The organism is Alterinioella nitratireducens, from assembly GCF_013155465.1.
Classification (GTDB): domain Bacteria; phylum Pseudomonadota; class Alphaproteobacteria; order Rhodobacterales; family Rhodobacteraceae; genus Alterinioella; species Alterinioella nitratireducens.
Genome location: NZ_JABJVX010000005.1, coordinates 232,736 through 249,592, shown reverse-complemented (window position 1 = coordinate 249,592; position 16,857 = coordinate 232,736). Strand labels below are relative to the sequence as shown.

The window sequence follows — 16,857 nt, the reverse complement described above, 5'->3', positions numbered from 1 at the left end:
GGAGAAGTTGCACATGAAATTCACCGAAGAACATGAATGGCTGCGCGTCGAGGACGATCTGGTCGTCGTGGGCATCACCGAACATGCCGCCACGCAACTGGGCGACGTGGTCTTTGTCGAGCTGCCCGAAGCGGGCGACGAGGTGGCCAAGGATGACGACATCGTGGTGATCGAGTCGGTCAAGGCGGCGTCCGACATCATGGCGCCGCTCGATGGCGAGATCGTCGAGGTGAACGAAGCCCTGACCGACAATCCCGGCATGGTCAACGAACACGCCATGGGCGATGCCTGGTTCTTCAAGATGCGGCCCTCCGACCTGTCCCAGATGGATGAGTACATGGACGAGGCCGAGTACAAGCAGATGATCGGCTGATGCGGTGAAGCGGGCGGTGGCATGGATCGACGGTGTGCGCTTCGGCAAGCACGACCTGCCGCCCTCGCGCGCGACATACGGTATGTTCAGTAACCTGCCGGAGGGCGAGGGCCGATGGGAGACCGAGGCTGACCGCGCGATAGCCGAAGCCTTGGCCGAGGCCGGAGACGCCGCCCGGTGCCGCCTGCGCGTTCATGTCGACGGGTTCGATGCCGAGTTCAGCCGGTGGGCCCATTTCAAATACCTGCTCTGGGTCTTCGGCCAGCCCAACATGCCGCGCGGCTACCGCCTGACGGGCCGCGAGGAACCCGGCACCGCGGACAACCGGCACTGGCTGTCGCGCCTGCCCGCCGAGATGAAATCCTGGGCCTTCCGGCGGCAGGTCTTGGGTTTCCTGACCGGCCCGGACGCCGTCGTCCAACGCTATATAGCGTGGCACCTTTCGCGTGGTGCCACGCCGCCCCCTCAACCTGACTGATCCCGGAGCATTCCATGCCCTTCACACCCTCCGACTACAAACCGCACGACTTCGCCAACCTGCGCCATATCGGCCCCTCCAAGGCTGAAATGGCCGAGATGTGCGAGGTTCTGGGGGTGAAGGATCTGGATGAACTCATCGACCAGACCGTGCCGAAATCGCTGCGCCAGGATGCGCCGCTGGATACTGGCGAGCCGATGAGCGAGCGGGAACTCTTGTGGTACATGCGCCAGGTCGCCAAGAAGAACCAGCCCTTCACCACCATGATCGGGCAGGGCTATTACGGCACCGTCTGCCCGCCCGCGATCCAGCGCAACATCCTGGAAAATCCGGCCTGGTATACGGCCTACACGCCCTATCAGCCCGAGATCAGCCAGGGTCGGCTTGAGGCGCTTCTGAACTTCCAGACCATGGTGACGGACCTGACCGGCCTCGATATCGCCAATGCCTCGCTGCTGGACGAATCCACCGCCGCCGCCGAGGCGATGACGATGGCGCAGCGGGTCTCCAAATCGAAAGTCACGGGCTTTTTCGTCGATGAGAACTGCCACCCGCAGAACATCGCCGTCATGAAGACCCGCGCCGCACCGCTTGGCATCGAGGTGATCGTCGGCAACCCCGACGACCTCGACGCCGAGGCGGTCTTTGGCGCGATCTTCCAGTATCCCGGCACCTATGGCCATGTGCGCGATTTCAGCGATCTGATCGGCAAGCTGCATGACAACAAGGGCATCGGCATCGTCATCGCCGACCCGCTGGCCCTGACCGTGCTGAAGGAGCCCGCCGCGATGGGGGCCGATATCGCCGTCGGCACCACGCAGCGCTTTGGCGTGCCGATGGGGTTCGGCGGCCCGGCGGCGGCCTATATGGCCTGCCGCGACGCCTATAAACGCAACATGCCGGGGCGGATCGTCGGTGTCTCGGTCGATGCGCAGGGCGGCAAGGCCTACCGCCTGTCCCTGCAAACGCGCGAGCAGCATATCCGGCGCGAAAAAGCCACATCGAACGTCTGCACCGCGCAGGCGCTGCTGGCCAACATGGCCTCGTTCTATGCCGTCTTCCACGGGCCGCAGGGCCTGCGCGCCATCGCGGAACGCATCCATTTCAAAACCGCCCGCGTGGCCCGCGCCTTGCAGGAGGCGGGCTTTACCGTCGAGCCGGAGCATTTCTTCGACACGCTCACCGTCGATGTCGGGGGCCTACAAGGCGTGGTGATGAAGGCCGCCGAGGCGGAGCGGATCAACTTGCGCAAGGTCGGCACCACCAAGGTCGGGCTGTCCCTGGATGAGACCACCCGCGCGGCAACGCTCGACCGGCTGCTGCGCGCCTTCGGGATCGAGAACGGCCAGGATGATGACAGGGTGGATCTGCAAGTGCCCGATGACCTGATCCGGCAGAGCGACTACCTGACCCATCCGATCTTTCACCTTAACCGGGCGGAAACCGAGATGATGCGCTACATGCGCCGCCTGGCCGACCGCGACCTGGCATTGGACCGGGCGATGATCCCGCTTGGCTCCTGCACCATGAAGCTCAATGCCGCCGCCGAGATGATGCCGATCACCTGGCCCGAATTCTCCAACATGCACCCCTTCGCGCCCGCAGAACAGGCGCAGGGCTATGCCGACATGGCGGTCGATCTGTCGGAAAAGCTGTGCCAGATCACCGGCTATGACGCGATGAGCCTGCAACCCAATTCCGGCGCGCAGGGCGAATATGCGGGGCTTCTGACGATCCAGGCCTATCACAAGGCCAATGGCGAGGATCACCGCAATATCTGCCTGATCCCGGTCTCTGCGCATGGCACCAACCCGGCCTCGGCGCAGATGGTCGGCCTCAAGGTCGTGGTGGTGAAATCGGCCGAGAACGGCGATATCGACGTCGAGGATTTTCGCGCCAAGGCCGAGGCCGCGGGCGAAAACCTGGCCGCCTGCATGATCACCTATCCCTCGACCCATGGCGTGTTCGAGGAGACCGTGCGCGAGGTCTGCCAGATCACCCATGACCAGGGCGGGCAGGTCTATATCGACGGCGCCAACATGAACGCCATGGTGGGCCTTGTGCGCCCCGGCGATATCGGCGGCGATGTCAGCCACCTGAACCTGCACAAGACCTTCTGCATCCCGCATGGCGGCGGCGGTCCCGGCATGGGGCCGATCGGCGTCAAGGCGCATCTGGAAAAGCACCTGCCCGGCCATCCGCAAACCGGCGGCGAGGAAGGGCCGGTCAATGGCGCGCCGCTCGGCTCGGCCTCGATCCTGCCGATTTCCTGGGCCTATATCCTGCTGATGGGCGGCGCGGGGCTGACCCAGGCGACCAAGGTGGCGATCCTCAACGCCAACTACATCGCCAAGCGTCTGGAGGGGGCTTACGGCGTCCTCTTCAAGGGGCGCAACGGGCGCATCGCGCATGAGTGCATCCTGGATACCCGCCCCTTCGACGACAGCGCCCATGTCACCGTCGATGACCTCGCCAAGCGCCTGATCGACAACGGCTTCCACGCGCCCACGATGAGCTGGCCCGTCGCCGGCACGCTGATGGTGGAGCCGACGGAATCCGAGACCAAGGCCGAACTGGACCGTTTCATCGCCGCGATGCTGTCGATCCGCGAGGAGATCGCGGCGATTGAGAAGGGCGAGATGGATGCCGAGAACAACCCGCTGAAACATGCCCCCCACACTGTGGCGGCGCTGATCGGTGATTGGGACCGGCCCTATAGCCGCGAACAGGGCTGCTTTCCGCCGGGTGCGTTCCGGGTCGACAAATACTGGCCGCCCGTGGGCCGGGTCGACAACGCCTATGGCGACCGCCACCTGGTCTGCACCTGCCCGCCGCTTGAGGAATACCTGGACGCGGCGGAGTAATCCGCCAAAGGCCCCGGTTCGTCGCCGGGGCCTTTTTCGTTACTGTCCGAACCGTGCGCGCAATTGCAGCAGCGTATAGCGCTTGTCGACGGGGCCGCGTGTATCCATCTGCGCATCGGGATCGAAAGGCAGGCATTGCGCGCCGCAATACTGGTGCATCTCGCCGGTCTGGCCATTGACATACCAAAGCCTGCCGCCTGGCGTCGCGATCCAGCCGTTGATGCCAAGCGACATGTCGCCCTCGACGTCGATCAGCGACGGCACTTCGTTATCATAGCCCGCGGCCCAGGCGGCATGGGTGTGCCACGAGGCCAGCACCCGAAATCCGTCCGGTGGCGGGATCGTGCCGCATGACGCGTTGCCGCCCCAACTGGCCTTGCCGACCTCGATCCGGCCCGAGGGGCTTTCGACGATATAGCCGCAGACCTCGCGGTCATGGGTGATGGATTGCGGGTTCATCGACCGGAACATGGCGACGACCAGCTCCGCCTCCTCGGCCGATTGGGCAAGGGCGGGCGACCCAAGCAGAAGCCCCATGCAGAAGGCGGCGATCATGCGCATGACGTCTCTCCGTAACGACCTGTCATCGTGGGCAATGCTAGGGCCGGTGTGCCCCGCTGACCAGTCTTGAAATCCCGACCCGCGCGGGCGAGTGTCGGCGGGGCGTGGACAGGAAAGGACCGAGGATGCCAGAGGAAACCGGCCCCGAGGGCGACTTGACCCTGCGCACGGTTGCCATGCCGTCGGATGTGAACGGCAATGGGGACGTGTTCGGCGGCTGGGTGCTGAGCCAGATGGACATTGCGGCGGGGATCTTGTCGCGCGAGCGCTCGCGCGGGCGGGCGACGACCGTGGCGGTTGATGCGATGAAGTTCATCCGGCCCGTCGCGGTGGGCGATGTGCTCTGCGTCTATACGCGGCTGAAGCGGGTCGGGCGCAGCTCGATGGCGATCGAAGTGGAGGCCTGGGTCAGGCGCGGCACCATCGGCGCGCGCGAGAAGGTGACCGAGGCGATCTTCACTTTCGTGGCCATCGACGAGGACGGGAAACCGCGCCCGCTGCCTGACTAAGCCCTTGAAACGACAACAGGATGCGTGGGGGGAATCGCTTCCTGTCATCGGGAGGGGGTCGGCAGGGCGGATCAGATCATCGCCCAGTCGGCAAAGCGGACGGGGGGTCTTGGTTGGCGGACCGGGGCTTCCGCGGTGCCGCGGCGGGGGGCGGGGCCTGGGCGGTGGCTTTTGGGGGCGGGGCGCATGGGTCTGGTCCTTTTGTTGGCGTGGCAATCGTGGGTCGTGTGGGCGGGCGGGGCGGTTCAGTTTCTGTCGCGTCTGATCAACAGATAGGCCCGCGCGCCGCCGATTTCCGGCATGTTTCAGCGCTTTGGCGCGCATGTGAGGCGGGGTGAGTTGCGCGTGTGGGGCTGTCCTTCTAGCCTTGAAGCCTCATGAAACAAGGGAGAACCCCCATGTCCGTCGCACGCGTTACCGAGATCATTTCCTCCTCCGGCCGCAGTTTCGACGATGCCGTCGAGAACGGGATCGAGCGCGCCGCCGCCACGCTCAAGAACATCAAATCGGCCTGGGTCCAGGACCAGAACGTCATCGTCGAGGGCGGCAAGATCAGCGAATACCGGGTCAAGCTGAAGGTCACCTTCGTGCTGGAAGACTGACGCCGAGATCGCCCGATTGAGGGGGGTGCATATGTGTACACCCCCCCATGCACCCCCTGTGCATACGGCGGGTGTGCCTAGCGTTGCCGGATCAGCTGGGTGAGGGCGGTGACAAGCGCCGCGAGGGCGGCCATCGTGGCGATCCAGCCGAAGAACCAGAATTGCCCGGCCAGCGCGTTGTCACCGAAGGAGGCGACGAAGGCCCGCTTGCCGAGGACCGCCGCCGCGCCCGCGAGGCCCGTGGCGATCAGGAAGGTGAGGGTGAGCGGCAGGGCGGCGATGCGCAGGCTGGCGAGCCAGACGAGCGCCAGACCCAGAGCCGCGCCGATCAGCACCACCTTGCCCGACCACCAGGGATGCGCGCCGAGGCTTGCCGTGAGGTCCGTGGCCCAGACGAGGGCCAGGAGGAGGGCGGCAGGCAGGAGGGTCGTGAGGCGCATGGGCGGGACTCCGGTTCTGGTCTGGATAGCCGGTCTCGGGGGGCCGGGATAGGGCCGGTCACGCGGTTGTTTGGGCGCGTGAGGGGACAACCGATCCTTGGCCAGCGTCCCGGCAGGATCGGCCCATGCCGAATTACCGCCGGATGAGGGCAAGAGGGGCCAGCTATTCTTTCACGGTCTGCTTCGCGGATCGGGGGCGTGATTTGCTGGTCGCGCGGGGTAGACCTGCCGCGCGGGGGTTCCTCCGGGCGGTGGCGATTGAAAGAGGCGCGGTTTTCGGTGGCTGCGCGGGCCGATTGGGCCACCTGTGGCTCAAGACGCCTCTGCCACCTCCACCACCTCCTCATCCTCCGCCTCACCCCAGGGGAACGTGCGGAAGTCGAATTCCCCTGTCAGGGTCGGCTTGATGATCTGGAAATAGGGCGACAGGTCGAAATCGCGCGGCGCGAAGAGGGAGTGGTGGCGGATGTGGTAGATCTCCCGCTCGGCATAGTCGCTGATCCCTTCGCGGCGCACCACGTCGGGCAGGATCGGGTAGGTGATCGACTGGAACGCCTGCGCGATGAGCGAGGAACAGATCGCCCGTGTCGGGTCGCCCGAGCCAAGCGCGATCATGCGGCGCCGCCAGCGCACGGGCACCGGCGGGGTGGGCAGGAAATAGCGCATGAGGTCGACGATGTTGCGCAGGTCGTAGCGCAGGCCGAGCTTGTCGATCATGAAATCGGTCACCTGGCGGCATTCGCTTTCGGTCAGGCCCACGGGGCGGCAGATGCGGGTGTTGAAGCAGGCATATTTCGACAGCGGCACCGCGACGCAGCCATCGGCCACGTTGACCTCGATCAGGCGGGGGCGGTCGGCGCCGTCCCGAGGCGCGGGCAGCGCGTCGCCGACATAGATCGCGGCGTGCGACCAGGTGGACTGCGTAAGATACTTGATCGCGCCCGAGATCCGCGCGTTGCCTTCGACCAGCAAGATGTCGCCGGGTTTCAGGGTTGCCAGCAGCGTCTCCTGATCCGACGGCGTATAGGGCTCGTATCCGCGGCTCTGGCGGGTCAGCTTTTCGGCGATGGCAGCACCGATGCGCTGCAGCAGCGAGCCGTTTTCGGGCGGTGACGATTGGGTCATTTCGGGCCTCCGATCACCTTATAATCGAAGGGTCCGGGGCGGGTCTGTCAAGGTTCGGGCCGGTCACGAATCGGAGGGGTCGTCAGCTTGCAAGGTTGGGCACCCCGCGCCCGTAGTGATCGAGGCCGAAGCTGAGACCCTGGCCGATGCGATGGGCGAGGGCGGACCAGGCGGCGGCGAGGTCGGGGGAAAGCTCCGCCCGCAGGACGGCGTCGAATTCCGCCAGCCAGGCCGGGAAATGATCCGAGCGGACATTGCCCGCGGCCATGTGGGTGCGCATCGGGTTGCCGTCATAGGACCGTTCCAGCAGGATCGCGTTGCGCCAGAAGCGGGCGATCTTCTCCTCATGGGCGGGCCAGTCGTGGATATGCGCGGCGAAGATCGGGCCGAGATCGGGGTGGGCGCGGATGCGGGCGTAGAAGACCTGCACCACGCGGTCGATCTGCGCGGGCGTGACGGGAAAGCGGGCCAGCGCGCTCATGCCACGGCAATCCAGGCGATGATCAGGAAGATGATGAGATAGACGAAGGTGTTGAACATCGAGCGGATGAGGCCGCTATCCGAGGTCGGCTCTACCCCCAGCCATTCGCAGATTTTCGTGCCGGGCCAGAGGATGAGGTCAGCGAGGGTCATGTCGGGCGTCCATATAATCGGTATTTCACTTGCGGAATATTATCGCTTTCAAATACGCATTGCAAATGCTAAATTTAGCCCATGCAGTTGGACAAGTTCACCGATTACGCCCTGCGCATCCTGATGGTGCTGGCCGTGCGCGCGCCCGAGCGGTTGCCGGTTTCGGCCATCGCGCGGCTTTACGGGTTATCCGAGCATCACCTGGCCAAGGTGGGGGCGGAGCTGACCCGGCAGGGGTTCGTCGCATCGGAGCGCGGGCGCACGGGTGGCCTGACCCTGGCGCGCGCGCCCGAGCAGATCAATATCGGCGCGGTGGTGCGGGCGCTGAAAAGCGACGATCCGGTGGTCGAGTGTTTCGGCACCTCCTCGACCTGCATCCTGCAACCGGCCTGCGGATTGCGCGGACCCTTCGCCGAGGCGCGCGAGGCGTTCTTTGCGGCGCTGGATGGCTACACGCTGGCCGATGTGACGCGGGCGCGGGGGGCGCTGGCGGATTTGCTGGCGGGTTGAAGGCGGGCCGTTCGGCGGTATATCAAAGGGGCCAAGCGAGGACGACCTCCGCCCCTGTTTTGGGGGGCTCAATATTTCGGGACGACCCGAGGATATGAGAGAGGGACATCCCCATGCGCCGCCCCGCAGACCGCATCCGCCACGCCATCAGCTTCGAGGTCATCGCGCTGATCCTTGTCGCGCCGCTGGGCGCCTGGGTGTTCGGCTTTCCGCTGCACGATATCGGCGTGTTATCGGTGATCGGGGCGACGCTGGCGATGATCTGGAACTATGTCTTCAACCTGGGCTTCGATCACGCCATGCAGCGGGCGCTGGGCCATACCGCCAAGACGCCGCTGATGCGGGTCGGGCATTCGGTGCTGTTCGAGCTTGGGCTATTGCTCGTGCTGGCGCCGGTCATCGCCTGGTATCTGGGCGTGACCCTGTGGCAGGCGGTGGTGATGGATGTCGCCTTCGCGGGGTTCTTCCTGGTCTATGCCTTCGTCTTCAACTGGGCCTATGACGTGGTGTTTCCGGTGCGCTCTCAGCCGGTGGGCGACAGGCCCAGCACATCCAGCATGTCGAACTGACCCGGCCCCTTGCCCTGACCCCAGAGCGCGGCCTTGAGCGCGCCGCGCGCGAAGACGGAGCGATCCGTGGCCTTGTGGCTGAGGGTAATGCGCTCGCCCTGGCCCGCGAAGAGCACGTCATGTTCGCCGACAATGTCGCCGCCGCGGATGTTGGAGAACCCGATATGGCCGCGCTGGCGGGGGCCGGTGATGCCGTCGCGGCCCCTGTCCGAGGCGATGTCGAGGTCGATGCCGCGCCCTTCGGCGGCGGCCTGACCCAGCATCAGCGCGGTGCCCGAGGGCGCGTCGACCTTGTGGTGATGATGCGCCTCGATCACCTCGATGTCGAAATCCTCGTCCAGGGCCGCGGCGACCTGGCGGGTGATCTGCACCAGCAGGTTGACGCCAAGGCTCATGTTGCCGGCCCGGATGATGGTGGCATGGCGGGCGGCGTGTTCCAGCTTGTCCAGATGCTCCTGCGCAAACCCGGTCGTGCCGATGACATGCACGCAGCGCGCCTGTGCGGTCAGAAGCGCATGATCCACCGTGGCATCGGGCGTGGTGAAGTCGATCACCGCCTGCGCGTTCACGATGGCGTCGATGGGATCGGCATGGACCGGCACGCCGGTTGCGGCCCCGCCCATCGCCTCGCCCAGGTCGCGGCCCGCCCAGTCATGGCCGGGGCGTTCGGTGACGGCGACCAGATGCGCGGCCGCGCTGTCGTTGATCACCTCGATCAGCATCCGGCCCATGCGCCCCGACGCGCCCATTACCGCAATTCCAACGCTGCCCTGCATGGCCATGGCCCTCCTGATCCTGTTGAAATCGGCATAGCGCAGAGGACCGCCGGTGGCAAAGCGCTTCTCTTGCGAGGGGCGGGGCGATCGCTTAGGTGGAGGGGCAAAAGGAGCGCGTGCCATGGCAAAGAACAAGTTTCACGACGGCCCCGGCCCGTCGCAGCGTCAACTGCGCGTTGGCGAGCTGATCCGCCGCACCCTGTCGGACGTGCTGATGCAGGGCCAGATCCATGACCCCGAGTTGAACGCGATGTCGATCACGGTGGGCGAGGTGCGGACTTCGCCCGACCTCAAGATCGCCACGGCCTATGTGCTGCCCCTGGGCGGCGACAAGCGCGAGGAGGCGATCCAGGCGCTGAAGCGCAACAAGCATGAGCTGCGCCGCGCCATCGGCAAGGCGATGACGCTGAAATACGCGCCTGACCTGCGGTTCCTGATCGACGACACCTTCGACAAGCTGGACGCGACGCGGGCCATGTTCGCACAGGACAAGGTGCGCCAGGACCTGGACGAATAGGATGCGCGGGCTGATCGCGGCGGCACTGGTTTGGCTGATGCCGGGGATGGCGGGCGCGGTCACCTGCGCCGATGTGACGTTCGACGGGGCCGGGTTCACGCTGTGCGAGGTCGACCTGACGCGCGAGGATCTGCGCCTCTTTCTGCGCGACGATGCGGGCGAGATCCTGGGCCAGTTCGGCGCGGTGGACAGCAGTCTTGGCCCCGGCGAACGCCTGGGCTTTGCCATCAATGGCGGCATGTATCACGAGGATCGCGCCCCAGTCGGCCTCTATATCGAGGACGGGGTGCAGGAGCATGGCCTCGTCACCTCGGCGGGGCCGGGGAATTTCGGGTTGCTGCCCAACGGCGTCTTCTGCATTCAGGCGGGCCGTGCGCAGGTGATCGAGAGCCGTGCCTATGCGGCCGACCCCCCCGCCTGCCGCCATGCGACGCAATCGGGGCCGATGCTGGTTATCGACGGCGCGTTGCATCCGCGGTTCCTGGCCGATAGCACCTCGCTCAACATCCGCAACGGGGTGGGGGTGGATACGACCGGCACGCGCGCCTATTTCGCGATCTCCAACGATATGGTGAATTTCCACCAGTTCGGGCGGTTTTTCCGGGATTATCTGGGGGTGGCAAACGCGCTCTACCTCGATGGGCGGGTGTCGCGGCTTTACGCGCCGGATCATGGGCGCAACGATTTCGGCTTCTGGCTCGGCCCCATTCTGGGCACCGTCATTGACGCCGGGGGCGGCGGCGGCTAGCAGGCGGTCTTTCCGCGAGCGAGGGTTGAGATGGCACGCAAACGCAAGGGACGCGATATTTCCGGCTGGCTGGTGGTGGACAAGCCCGCCGGGCCGACCTCGACTGCCGTGGTCAACAAGGTGCGCTGGGCGCTGGACGCGAAGAAGGCGGGCCATGCGGGCACGCTGGACCCCGATGCGACGGGCGTGCTGGCGGTGGCGCTGGGCGAGGCGACCAAGACGGTTCCCTATATCACCGATGCCTTGAAAGCCTACGTGTTCACGGTGCGCTTCGGGGCTGCCACCAATACCGACGATGCCGAGGGCGAGGTGCTGGAGACAAGTGACGCGCGCCCCTCGGATGCGCAGATCGAGGCCGCGCTGCCCGGTTTCGTGGGCGACATCCAACAGGTGCCGCCCAGGTTCTCGGCCGTGAAGATCGACGGCGAACGCGCCTACAAGCTGGCCCGCGAGGGCGAGGAGATCGAGCTGGCCGCGCGCGATCTCTATGTCGAGAGCCTGACCTTGCTGGCACGTCCCGACCCGGATCACGCGGTGCTGGAGATGGTCTGCGGCAAGGGCGGTTATGTGCGGTCCATCGCGCGCGACCTGGGCGAGGGACTGGGCTGTCTTGGTCATGTGCGCGAATTGCGCCGGGTTTGGTCGGGGCCGTTCGACGTGGAAGAGGCGATCAGCCTCGCCCTGATCGAGGAGCTTGCGAAAGACCCCGCGCTGGACGCGCATCTATTGCCGGTCGAGGTCGGGCTGGCCGACCTGGAGGAGATGCGGGCAACAGTGGCAGGCGCGGCGCGGCTGAAGAACGGCAATCCCGGCCAGGTGCTTGGCACAGCGGAATATGGCGAGGAGGTCTGGGTCAGCCATGACGGCCAGCCGCTGGCCGTGGGCATCTATCGCGGTGGCGAGGTGCATCCCTCGCGGGTGTTCAACCTCTGACGCCTCACACCGCCCTCGCGCGGATGTGTCAGCGGGCCGCTCCTATCTGTGCTAGGGTCAATCCAGATGGAAGGTGTCATGCTGCGCGTGCGCCTGACGCCCCCCGCGCCCGCGCCCCCCGCGCATCTTCCCGGATCAGTCTGGATGCGACAGGAGGGTAGTATGGCCAAGACCAGGACAATCGGAAATCCACTGTCATGGAGCGCGCAATCGCTCGGGCGGACCGGCACGCACCTGGCCGACATGGTTGGGCATGTGCGCAGCGACCGGGCCGATACGCCGCCCAAGGTGCAGCAGATCGGGATGCAGGATATCCGCGATGCGCTGCGCGCCGGCATGGACGATTTCGCGGTGTTCCGCTCGGATGTGATGTTTCTGTGCCTGTTCTATCCCGTCATCGGCCTGGCCCTGGTCTGGGCCGCCTTCAACGCCGCCCTTGCGCCCTTCGTCTTTCCGCTGATGGCGGGGTTTGCCCTGCTCGGGCCGGTGGCGGCGATCGGGCTCTATGAATTGAGCCGCCGCCGCGAGATGGGCGCGCCCGCGTCCTGGGGCGATGCGGCGCACCTCTTCAGCGCGCCATCGGTCGGGGCCATGGTGCTGTTGGGGCTTGTGCTGCTGACGCTGTTTTTGGGCTGGATGGGGGCCGCCTTTGTGGTCTACCTGGCCACGATGGGGCCGGAGATGCCCGCCTCGGCCAGCGCCTTCATCGGCGATGTCTTCGGCACCGGGGCGGGGTGGATGATGATGCTGATCGGGATTCCGGTGGGGGCCGCGTTTGCCGCCGTGGTTCTGGCCATCAGCATCGTGTCCTTTCCGCTGCTTCTTGATCGCAATGTCGGGCTGCCGCGGGCGGTCGCCACCTCGTGGCAGGTCACGCGGGAGAACCCGAAGACCGTGGCCGCCTGGGGCCTGATCGTGGCCGTGGGGCTGGTGCTTGGCTCGATCCCCGCCTTCCTGGGGCTGATCCTGGTGATGCCGGTTCTGGGGCACGCGACATGGCACCTCTACCGCCGCGCGGTGGCGTGACGCACGTCTCGGAATTCATCTGTGACTGCAAATCCCTGAACGCGGTGAAGTCCCTGATTTCAGGCAGCGTTCAGGGATACGAGCTATTCCGAGAGTGCCGGGTTGCGCTTCGGCCTGCCCTGCCTGACAAGAGGGGCATGATCACGAAGACGTTCCAGAAAGGCGATGCGGCCAGCGAGGCGGTCTATTCCGACTGCCTGGCCTATCGCTATTCCCTGACGCGGGTCTGGGACCCGGCGGGCCCGCGCCTCCTTTACATCATGCTGAACCCCTCCAGGGCGACCGAGCGCCAGAACGACCCCACGGTCGAGCGTTGCGAGCGGCGGGCGCGGGTTCTGGGCTATGGCGCGATGCGGGTGATGAACATCTTCGCCTGGCGCGAGACCGACCCCAGGCAGCTGCGCCGCGCCGCCGACCCGGTGGGGGCGGGCAATGACGCGTTGCTGCTGGAGGGCGTGGCCTGGGCCGATACCGTCATCGCCGGGTGGGGCGTGCATGGCGAGCATCTGGGCCGGGGGGCAGCGGTGGCGGCGCTCCTGCACGGGGCGGGGCGCGAGGTGCGGTGCCTGGGGCTGAGCAAGGCGGGCCATCCGCGCCACCCGCTCTACATCGCCTATGCGACGCAGCCGGTCCTCTGGGCGATTGACGAGGCGGGAGAGGGGCGGCAAGCTGCGGCCAAGAAAGGGGCCTGACATGTCCGCAATTCCCGGCTTTTCGCAAAGCCTGATCGAGGTGGGCGATGTCTGCCTGTCGGTGCATCAGGGAGGTGAGGGCGCGCCCCTGATCCTGTTGCACGGCTTTCCGCAGAACCACATGGCCTGGGAGAAACTCGCCCCCGATCTGGCGAAGGATTTCCACTGCATCATCCCTGACCTGCGCGGCTATGGCGACAGCGACGCGCCCGCCGACGATGCCGATCACCACGTCTATTCCAAGCGCGCGATGGCGGGCGATATCGTCGGGCTGATGGATTTCCTGGGGCTGGAGCGGGCGCATGTGCTGGGCCATGACCGGGGCGCGCGGGTGGCCTATCGGCTGGCGCTGGATCATCCTGACAGGGTGGAGCGGCTTGGCATTATCGAAGTTGTGCCGACGGGCGATTTCTGGCGCGCCTGGGACGCGGACCTGGCCTTGAAGGCGTATCACTGGAGCTTTCTTGCACAACCCGCGCCGCTGCCAGAGCGGATGATCTGCGCCGACGGGCCGGGATTCATCGACTGGACATTGGCCAGCTGGACCCAGTGCCGTGGGCTGGAGCCGTTTTCCGAGGCGGCGTTGGCGGCCTATCGTGCGCAAGGCTCCGATCCGGTGCGGGTGGGCGCGATGTGCGCCGATTACCGCGCCGGGGCGACGATGGATAGGGCGCTGGACGAGGCCGACAGGCTGGCGGGCAACAAGATCGCCGCGCCGGTGTTGTTTCTTTGGGCGAGCGCGGGATTTCCGGCCCGCACCGGCGACCCGCTGGCGATCTGGCAGGGCTGGTGCGCCGACGAGGTCACGGGAAAGGAATTGCACGGCACCGGCCATTTCGCGATGGAGGAGGTGCCGGGCGCCGTGTTGGAGGCCGTGCTGCCGTTCTTTCAGGCGCGCTGACGGTCGGGCCGGGCGGGGGCAAATCCCAAAGCACTTTGCGTTTGACTAGAATCGAAAGACGCTGCCTCTCCCCGCGGTCGAACGCGGCTTTCGATGCTGCCTGGATCAGACAAAAACGCAAAGTGCTGGATGAAAGGAATTTCGCCCGGGATCGAGGTCAGCGCGCCGATCCTGCCATGGCGATCCTGTCAGGCGCTCTCGGCCGCGTCGTCAAGATCGAGGTCGCGCAGCAGGATCGAGGCGGGGTCCAGCCCCTGCGCGCCGGTCACATGCAGCACGACCGTGCCGTCGACCACGATATCGGCCCCGGTGCCGTCGGCGAAATCAACCACGGAGATGACAGGGTTGGGGGTGGCCGCAAGATCGACCGTGACCTGGATCTGGTCCTGGCTCGGGTCGAAATCGGTGACATGCCCGGCCTCGGTATCGGATTCGACGAAGACGCCGGATTCGAAGGTATCGGAGCCCTCGCCACCCGTGGCGATGTCGTTCTCGCCGATCAGGATGTGATCGTCGCCCGCGCCGCCATCCAGCGTGTCGGCGACATCCTCGTCAAAGGGGCCGAATTCGGTATCGCCCGCCGCAAAGGTGCCGTCCAGCGTGTCATCGCCGTCGCCGCCCGCCATCTGGTCGGCCCCGAAGCCGCCGAGCAGGTAGTCATTGCCCGCGCCGCCCTCGACCGTGTCGTCGCCATCGCTGCCGAAGAGCAGGTCATTGCCGCTGTCGCCGGACATCGAATCGTTGCCGTCACCGCCATGCAGCAGGTCATAGCCCTGGCCGCCCGAAAGGGTGTCGTCGCCCTCATCGCCGTAAAGCTCATCATTGCCGTCGCCGCCCAGGACGGTATCGTCGCCCTCATTGCCATAGGCCGCGTCATTCTGGCTGCCGCCCGAGACGAGGTCATTGCCCGCCCCGCCAGTCAGCGCATCGGCGCCTTGCTGGCCGAAGAGTTCATCCATGCCGCTGCGCCCGCGCAGGATGTCGTCGCCGGTGCCGCCATTGAGCAGGTCGTCGCCGTCGAGCCCGTCGAGCGTGTCGTCGCCCGGACCGCCGGTCAGCGTGTCATCGCCGGGTGTGCCGATGAGGCTGTCGTCATCCGAGGTGCCGTCCAGCGTGTCATCGTCGGGCGTGCCCGCCGGGGTATCGTCGCCGGTCGTATCGGTGTCGGTATCGGTGTCGGTATCGCTGACGGATCGCAGCTGGATGTCGTCCATCGTCAGGGTGGTGATGCCCTGCAACTGCATGATCGGGGTGCCGCCGGACAGGATCGAGGTGGTCTGCGCGTCGTCATCGACCTCGAAGCTGATCTCGGGCGAGACGTCGCCATCGTGCCGGATCAGGATCGTGTCAGTGCCTTGCAGGAAATCGGTCACGATGGGCACGTCGCCGCCATCGCGGTCGGTCTCGAACGTATCGGCGCCGTCGCCGCCCGTCGCCATGTCGCCCGCGCCCAGGATCAGCCAGTCATCGCCATCGCCGCCCTGCAGCGTATCGGCCCCGTCGCCGCCATCCAGCGTGTCGTCATCCGCGCCGCCGGACAGGAGGTCATCGCCTTGCCCGCCGAAGAGGGAATCGTCGCCCGCCTCGCCGGTCAGGGTGTCATCGCCGTCGCCGCCATCCGTCGCGTCGTCGCCATCGCTGCCTTCAAAGACCATGCCGATGGGCGCGGGCGCGGGCAACGGATCGAGGGTGTCATCCTCGGGATCGCCGGTGGTGGTGTCGTCGCTGTCGCTATCGTCGCGGTCGGCAATGTCGCTATCCGCATCGCCGAACAGGAAGTCGCCCAGATCGGTGATCTCGGGCTCACCGCCTTCGCCGGAGGTGGTGCCACCCGTGGGCGCGGCCCCCGCCTCCTCGCTGCTGTCATCCGAAAAAATCCCTTCGAGCATGAACCCGACGAGCATGAGAGCCAATACGCCACCCGCTGCCAACATGTGCTTTTCCTTGTTTCGATGACAGGCCCCGGGGGTTGAGCCCATACGCATCCGTTGCGGAAACCCTGCGCGCGGTGCCGGGTTTTTTGCCGACACAAGCAAGGTCATCCCAAGGAATTAATGTGGCGGCGTTTCCGACTGGTGAACGGTATCCAATTTCGGCCCGGTCATTTTCCGGGCTTTCGTTTCAAACGGCAAGGATTGTGTTAACGATTGGTTAACGAACCGGGCAGGCGCGCGCGAAGTTCGGGCTTTCCTTTGCGCCTCACATCCCCTATACGCGCGCAGTCTGCCGGGGTTTTGCCTTGGCGGCACCTCTCCACGGGCCTTGCTGGACGACATCCCGGCTTGCGCCATTCACACCAACCCATAAGGAGACCCCGATGTCGATTACCGCCGAAGAAAAGACCCGCCTGATGAAGGAATTCGCAACCAAGGAAGGCGACACCGGATCGCCCGAGGTTCAGGTTGCCATCCTCACCAGCCGCATCACCACCCTGACCGAGCACTTCAAGACCCACAAGAAGGACAACCACGGCCGCCGTGGCCTTCTGAAGATGGTCGCGCAGCGCCGAAAGCTTCTGGACTACACCAAGTCCAAGGACGAGGCGCGCTATCGCGACCTGATCCAGCGCCTGGGCATCCGCCGCTAGGACGGGTCCGCCA

21 protein-coding genes are annotated in these 16,857 nt (G+C 65.9%); 14 read left to right on the top strand and 7 right to left on the bottom strand.

What is annotated here, in order from left to right; all coding sequences use genetic code 11:
• Positions 1-13 precede the first annotated feature (13 nt).
• The 3 genes from gcvH to gcvP are packed head-to-tail and all read left to right on the top strand — an operon-like array spanning position 14 to position 3,715.
• Positions 14-373 (top strand): glycine cleavage system protein GcvH, encoded by a 360-nt coding sequence (gene gcvH / locus HNS34_RS10935; protein ID WP_172320099.1) that lies wholly within the window; start codon positions 14-16, stop codon positions 371-373.
• A gap of 16 nt (positions 374-389) precedes the next feature.
• Complete coding sequence (locus HNS34_RS10930) at positions 390-851, top strand: hypothetical protein (RefSeq protein WP_172320098.1); 462 nt, start codon at positions 390-392, stop codon at positions 849-851.
• A gap of 14 nt (positions 852-865) precedes the next feature.
• Positions 866-3,715: an aminomethyl-transferring glycine dehydrogenase gene (gcvP, locus tag HNS34_RS10925; protein ID WP_172320097.1), complete on the top strand. Its 2,850-nt coding sequence runs from the start codon at positions 866-868 to the stop codon at positions 3,713-3,715.
• A 39-nt stretch (positions 3,716-3,754) separates the two neighbouring features.
• Here gcvP and HNS34_RS10920 read toward each other — a convergent pair whose 3' ends face one another.
• The gene (locus HNS34_RS10920; protein WP_172320096.1) at positions 3,755-4,276 is read right to left on the bottom strand and encodes a DUF4329 domain-containing protein; all 522 of its coding nucleotides are present in this window, start codon (positions 4,274-4,276) and stop codon (positions 3,755-3,757) included.
• A 125-nt stretch (positions 4,277-4,401) separates the two neighbouring features.
• Here HNS34_RS10920 and yciA point away from each other — a divergent pair, with 125 nt between their 5' ends.
• A complete protein-coding gene (yciA, locus tag HNS34_RS10915) occupies positions 4,402-4,785 on the top strand; it encodes an acyl-CoA thioester hydrolase YciA (RefSeq protein WP_172320095.1) in 384 nt (127 codons plus the stop codon).
• A 398-nt stretch (positions 4,786-5,183) separates the two neighbouring features.
• A complete protein-coding gene (locus HNS34_RS10910; protein ID WP_172320094.1) occupies positions 5,184-5,387 on the top strand; it encodes a dodecin family protein in 204 nt (67 codons plus the stop codon).
• 77 nt (positions 5,388-5,464) lie between these two features.
• Here HNS34_RS10910 and HNS34_RS10905 read toward each other — a convergent pair whose 3' ends face one another.
• The 4 genes from HNS34_RS10905 to HNS34_RS10890 all read right to left on the bottom strand — a co-directional run bounded on the left by HNS34_RS10905 (position 5,465) and on the right by HNS34_RS10890 (position 7,585).
• On the bottom strand, positions 5,465-5,827 hold the full coding sequence (locus HNS34_RS10905) for a hypothetical protein (RefSeq protein WP_172320093.1): 363 nt from the start codon (positions 5,825-5,827) through the stop codon (positions 5,465-5,467).
• A gap of 312 nt (positions 5,828-6,139) precedes the next feature.
• The gene (locus tag HNS34_RS10900; RefSeq protein ID WP_172320092.1) at positions 6,140-6,952 is read right to left on the bottom strand and encodes a YiiX/YebB-like N1pC/P60 family cysteine hydrolase; all 813 of its coding nucleotides are present in this window, start codon (positions 6,950-6,952) and stop codon (positions 6,140-6,142) included.
• Positions 6,953-7,034: 82 nt separating this feature from the next.
• Positions 7,035-7,433: a group III truncated hemoglobin gene (locus HNS34_RS10895; RefSeq protein WP_172320091.1), complete on the bottom strand. Its 399-nt coding sequence runs from the start codon at positions 7,431-7,433 to the stop codon at positions 7,035-7,037.
• Positions 7,430-7,585, bottom strand: coding sequence for a hypothetical protein (locus HNS34_RS10890; RefSeq protein ID WP_172320090.1), 156 nt, complete (start codon positions 7,583-7,585; stop codon positions 7,430-7,432). The genes HNS34_RS10895 and HNS34_RS10890 overlap by 4 nt, the downstream gene beginning before the upstream one ends.
• A gap of 81 nt (positions 7,586-7,666) precedes the next feature.
• Between HNS34_RS10890 and HNS34_RS10885 the strand changes: the two genes are divergently transcribed.
• Together HNS34_RS10885 and HNS34_RS10880 are read left to right on the top strand one after the other, a co-directional pair.
• Positions 7,667-8,095, top strand: coding sequence for an RrF2 family transcriptional regulator (locus tag HNS34_RS10885; RefSeq protein WP_172320089.1), 429 nt, complete (start codon positions 7,667-7,669; stop codon positions 8,093-8,095).
• 113 nt (positions 8,096-8,208) lie between these two features.
• The gene (locus HNS34_RS10880; RefSeq protein ID WP_172320088.1) at positions 8,209-8,664 is read left to right on the top strand and encodes a PACE efflux transporter; all 456 of its coding nucleotides are present in this window, start codon (positions 8,209-8,211) and stop codon (positions 8,662-8,664) included.
• Here HNS34_RS10880 and dapB read toward each other — a convergent pair.
• Positions 8,619-9,440 (bottom strand): 4-hydroxy-tetrahydrodipicolinate reductase, encoded by an 822-nt coding sequence (dapB, locus tag HNS34_RS10875; protein WP_172320087.1) that lies wholly within the window; start codon positions 9,438-9,440, stop codon positions 8,619-8,621. The genes HNS34_RS10880 and dapB overlap by 46 nt on opposite strands.
• Positions 9,441-9,561: 121 nt before the next feature.
• Between dapB and rbfA the strand changes: the two genes are divergently transcribed.
• From rbfA to HNS34_RS10845, 6 genes are all read left to right on the top strand, one after another.
• Entirely contained in the window at positions 9,562-9,957 is a 396-nt protein-coding gene (rbfA, locus tag HNS34_RS10870) for a 30S ribosome-binding factor RbfA (protein WP_172320086.1), read from the top strand.
• Position 9,958: 1 nt separating this feature from the next.
• Positions 9,959-10,705 (top strand): phosphodiester glycosidase family protein, encoded by a 747-nt coding sequence (locus tag HNS34_RS10865; protein ID WP_172320085.1) that lies wholly within the window; start codon positions 9,959-9,961, stop codon positions 10,703-10,705.
• Between the two features lie 30 nt (positions 10,706-10,735).
• Entirely contained in the window at positions 10,736-11,638 is a 903-nt protein-coding gene (truB, locus tag HNS34_RS10860) for a tRNA pseudouridine(55) synthase TruB (protein ID WP_172320084.1), read from the top strand.
• 162 nt (positions 11,639-11,800) lie between these two features.
• Complete coding sequence (locus HNS34_RS10855) at positions 11,801-12,664, top strand: DUF2189 domain-containing protein (protein WP_172320083.1); 864 nt, start codon at positions 11,801-11,803, stop codon at positions 12,662-12,664.
• A 137-nt stretch (positions 12,665-12,801) separates the two neighbouring features.
• The gene (locus tag HNS34_RS10850) at positions 12,802-13,356 is read left to right on the top strand and encodes a DUF1643 domain-containing protein (RefSeq protein ID WP_172320082.1); all 555 of its coding nucleotides are present in this window, start codon (positions 12,802-12,804) and stop codon (positions 13,354-13,356) included.
• 1 nt (position 13,357) lies between these two features.
• Positions 13,358-14,257, top strand: a complete 900-nt coding sequence (locus tag HNS34_RS10845) for an alpha/beta fold hydrolase (protein WP_172320081.1) — start codon at positions 13,358-13,360, stop codon at positions 14,255-14,257.
• Positions 14,258-14,445: 188 nt separating this feature from the next.
• Here the strand turns inward: HNS34_RS10845 and HNS34_RS20925 are convergent, their stop codons facing one another.
• Positions 14,446-16,191 carry a calcium-binding protein gene (locus HNS34_RS20925; protein WP_172320080.1) on the bottom strand — a complete coding sequence of 582 codons (1,746 nt, stop codon included), beginning with the start codon at positions 16,189-16,191 and terminating at the stop codon, positions 14,446-14,448.
• A 383-nt stretch (positions 16,192-16,574) separates the two neighbouring features.
• Between HNS34_RS20925 and rpsO the strand changes: the two genes are divergently transcribed.
• Positions 16,575-16,844, top strand: a complete 270-nt coding sequence (rpsO, locus tag HNS34_RS10835; RefSeq protein ID WP_172320079.1) for a 30S ribosomal protein S15 — start codon at positions 16,575-16,577, stop codon at positions 16,842-16,844.
• The last annotated feature ends 13 nt before the right edge of the window (positions 16,845-16,857 follow it).

Coding starts and splice junctions, on each gene's coding strand:
- rbfA (WP_172320086.1), top strand. CDS start 9,562: ATGGCAAAGAACAAGTTTCACGACGGCCCCGGCCCGTCGCAGCGTCAA.
- HNS34_RS10900 (WP_172320092.1), bottom strand. CDS start 6,952: ATGACCCAATCGTCACCGCCCGAAAACGGCTCGCTGCTGCAGCGCATC.
- HNS34_RS10905 (WP_172320093.1), bottom strand. CDS start 5,827: ATGCGCCTCACGACCCTCCTGCCTGCCGCCCTCCTCCTGGCCCTCGTC.
- rpsO (WP_172320079.1), top strand. CDS start 16,575: ATGTCGATTACCGCCGAAGAAAAGACCCGCCTGATGAAGGAATTCGCA.
- gcvH (WP_172320099.1), top strand. CDS start 14: ATGAAATTCACCGAAGAACATGAATGGCTGCGCGTCGAGGACGATCTG.
- dapB (WP_172320087.1), bottom strand. CDS start 9,440: ATGCAGGGCAGCGTTGGAATTGCGGTAATGGGCGCGTCGGGGCGCATG.
- HNS34_RS20925 (WP_172320080.1), bottom strand. CDS start 16,191: ATGTTGGCAGCGGGTGGCGTATTGGCTCTCATGCTCGTCGGGTTCATG.
- HNS34_RS10850 (WP_172320082.1), top strand. CDS start 12,802: ATGATCACGAAGACGTTCCAGAAAGGCGATGCGGCCAGCGAGGCGGTC.
- HNS34_RS10880 (WP_172320088.1), top strand. CDS start 8,209: ATGCGCCGCCCCGCAGACCGCATCCGCCACGCCATCAGCTTCGAGGTC.
- HNS34_RS10865 (WP_172320085.1), top strand. CDS start 9,959: ATGCGCGGGCTGATCGCGGCGGCACTGGTTTGGCTGATGCCGGGGATG.
- yciA (WP_172320095.1), top strand. CDS start 4,402: ATGCCAGAGGAAACCGGCCCCGAGGGCGACTTGACCCTGCGCACGGTT.
- HNS34_RS10845 (WP_172320081.1), top strand. CDS start 13,358: ATGTCCGCAATTCCCGGCTTTTCGCAAAGCCTGATCGAGGTGGGCGAT.
- truB (WP_172320084.1), top strand. CDS start 10,736: ATGGCACGCAAACGCAAGGGACGCGATATTTCCGGCTGGCTGGTGGTG.
- gcvP (WP_172320097.1), top strand. CDS start 866: ATGCCCTTCACACCCTCCGACTACAAACCGCACGACTTCGCCAACCTG.
- HNS34_RS10920 (WP_172320096.1), bottom strand. CDS start 4,276: ATGCGCATGATCGCCGCCTTCTGCATGGGGCTTCTGCTTGGGTCGCCC.
- HNS34_RS10855 (WP_172320083.1), top strand. CDS start 11,801: ATGGCCAAGACCAGGACAATCGGAAATCCACTGTCATGGAGCGCGCAA.
- HNS34_RS10910 (WP_172320094.1), top strand. CDS start 5,184: ATGTCCGTCGCACGCGTTACCGAGATCATTTCCTCCTCCGGCCGCAGT.
- HNS34_RS10885 (WP_172320089.1), top strand. CDS start 7,667: ATGCAGTTGGACAAGTTCACCGATTACGCCCTGCGCATCCTGATGGTG.
- HNS34_RS10895 (WP_172320091.1), bottom strand. CDS start 7,433: ATGAGCGCGCTGGCCCGCTTTCCCGTCACGCCCGCGCAGATCGACCGC.
- HNS34_RS10890 (WP_172320090.1), bottom strand. CDS start 7,585: ATGACCCTCGCTGACCTCATCCTCTGGCCCGGCACGAAAATCTGCGAA.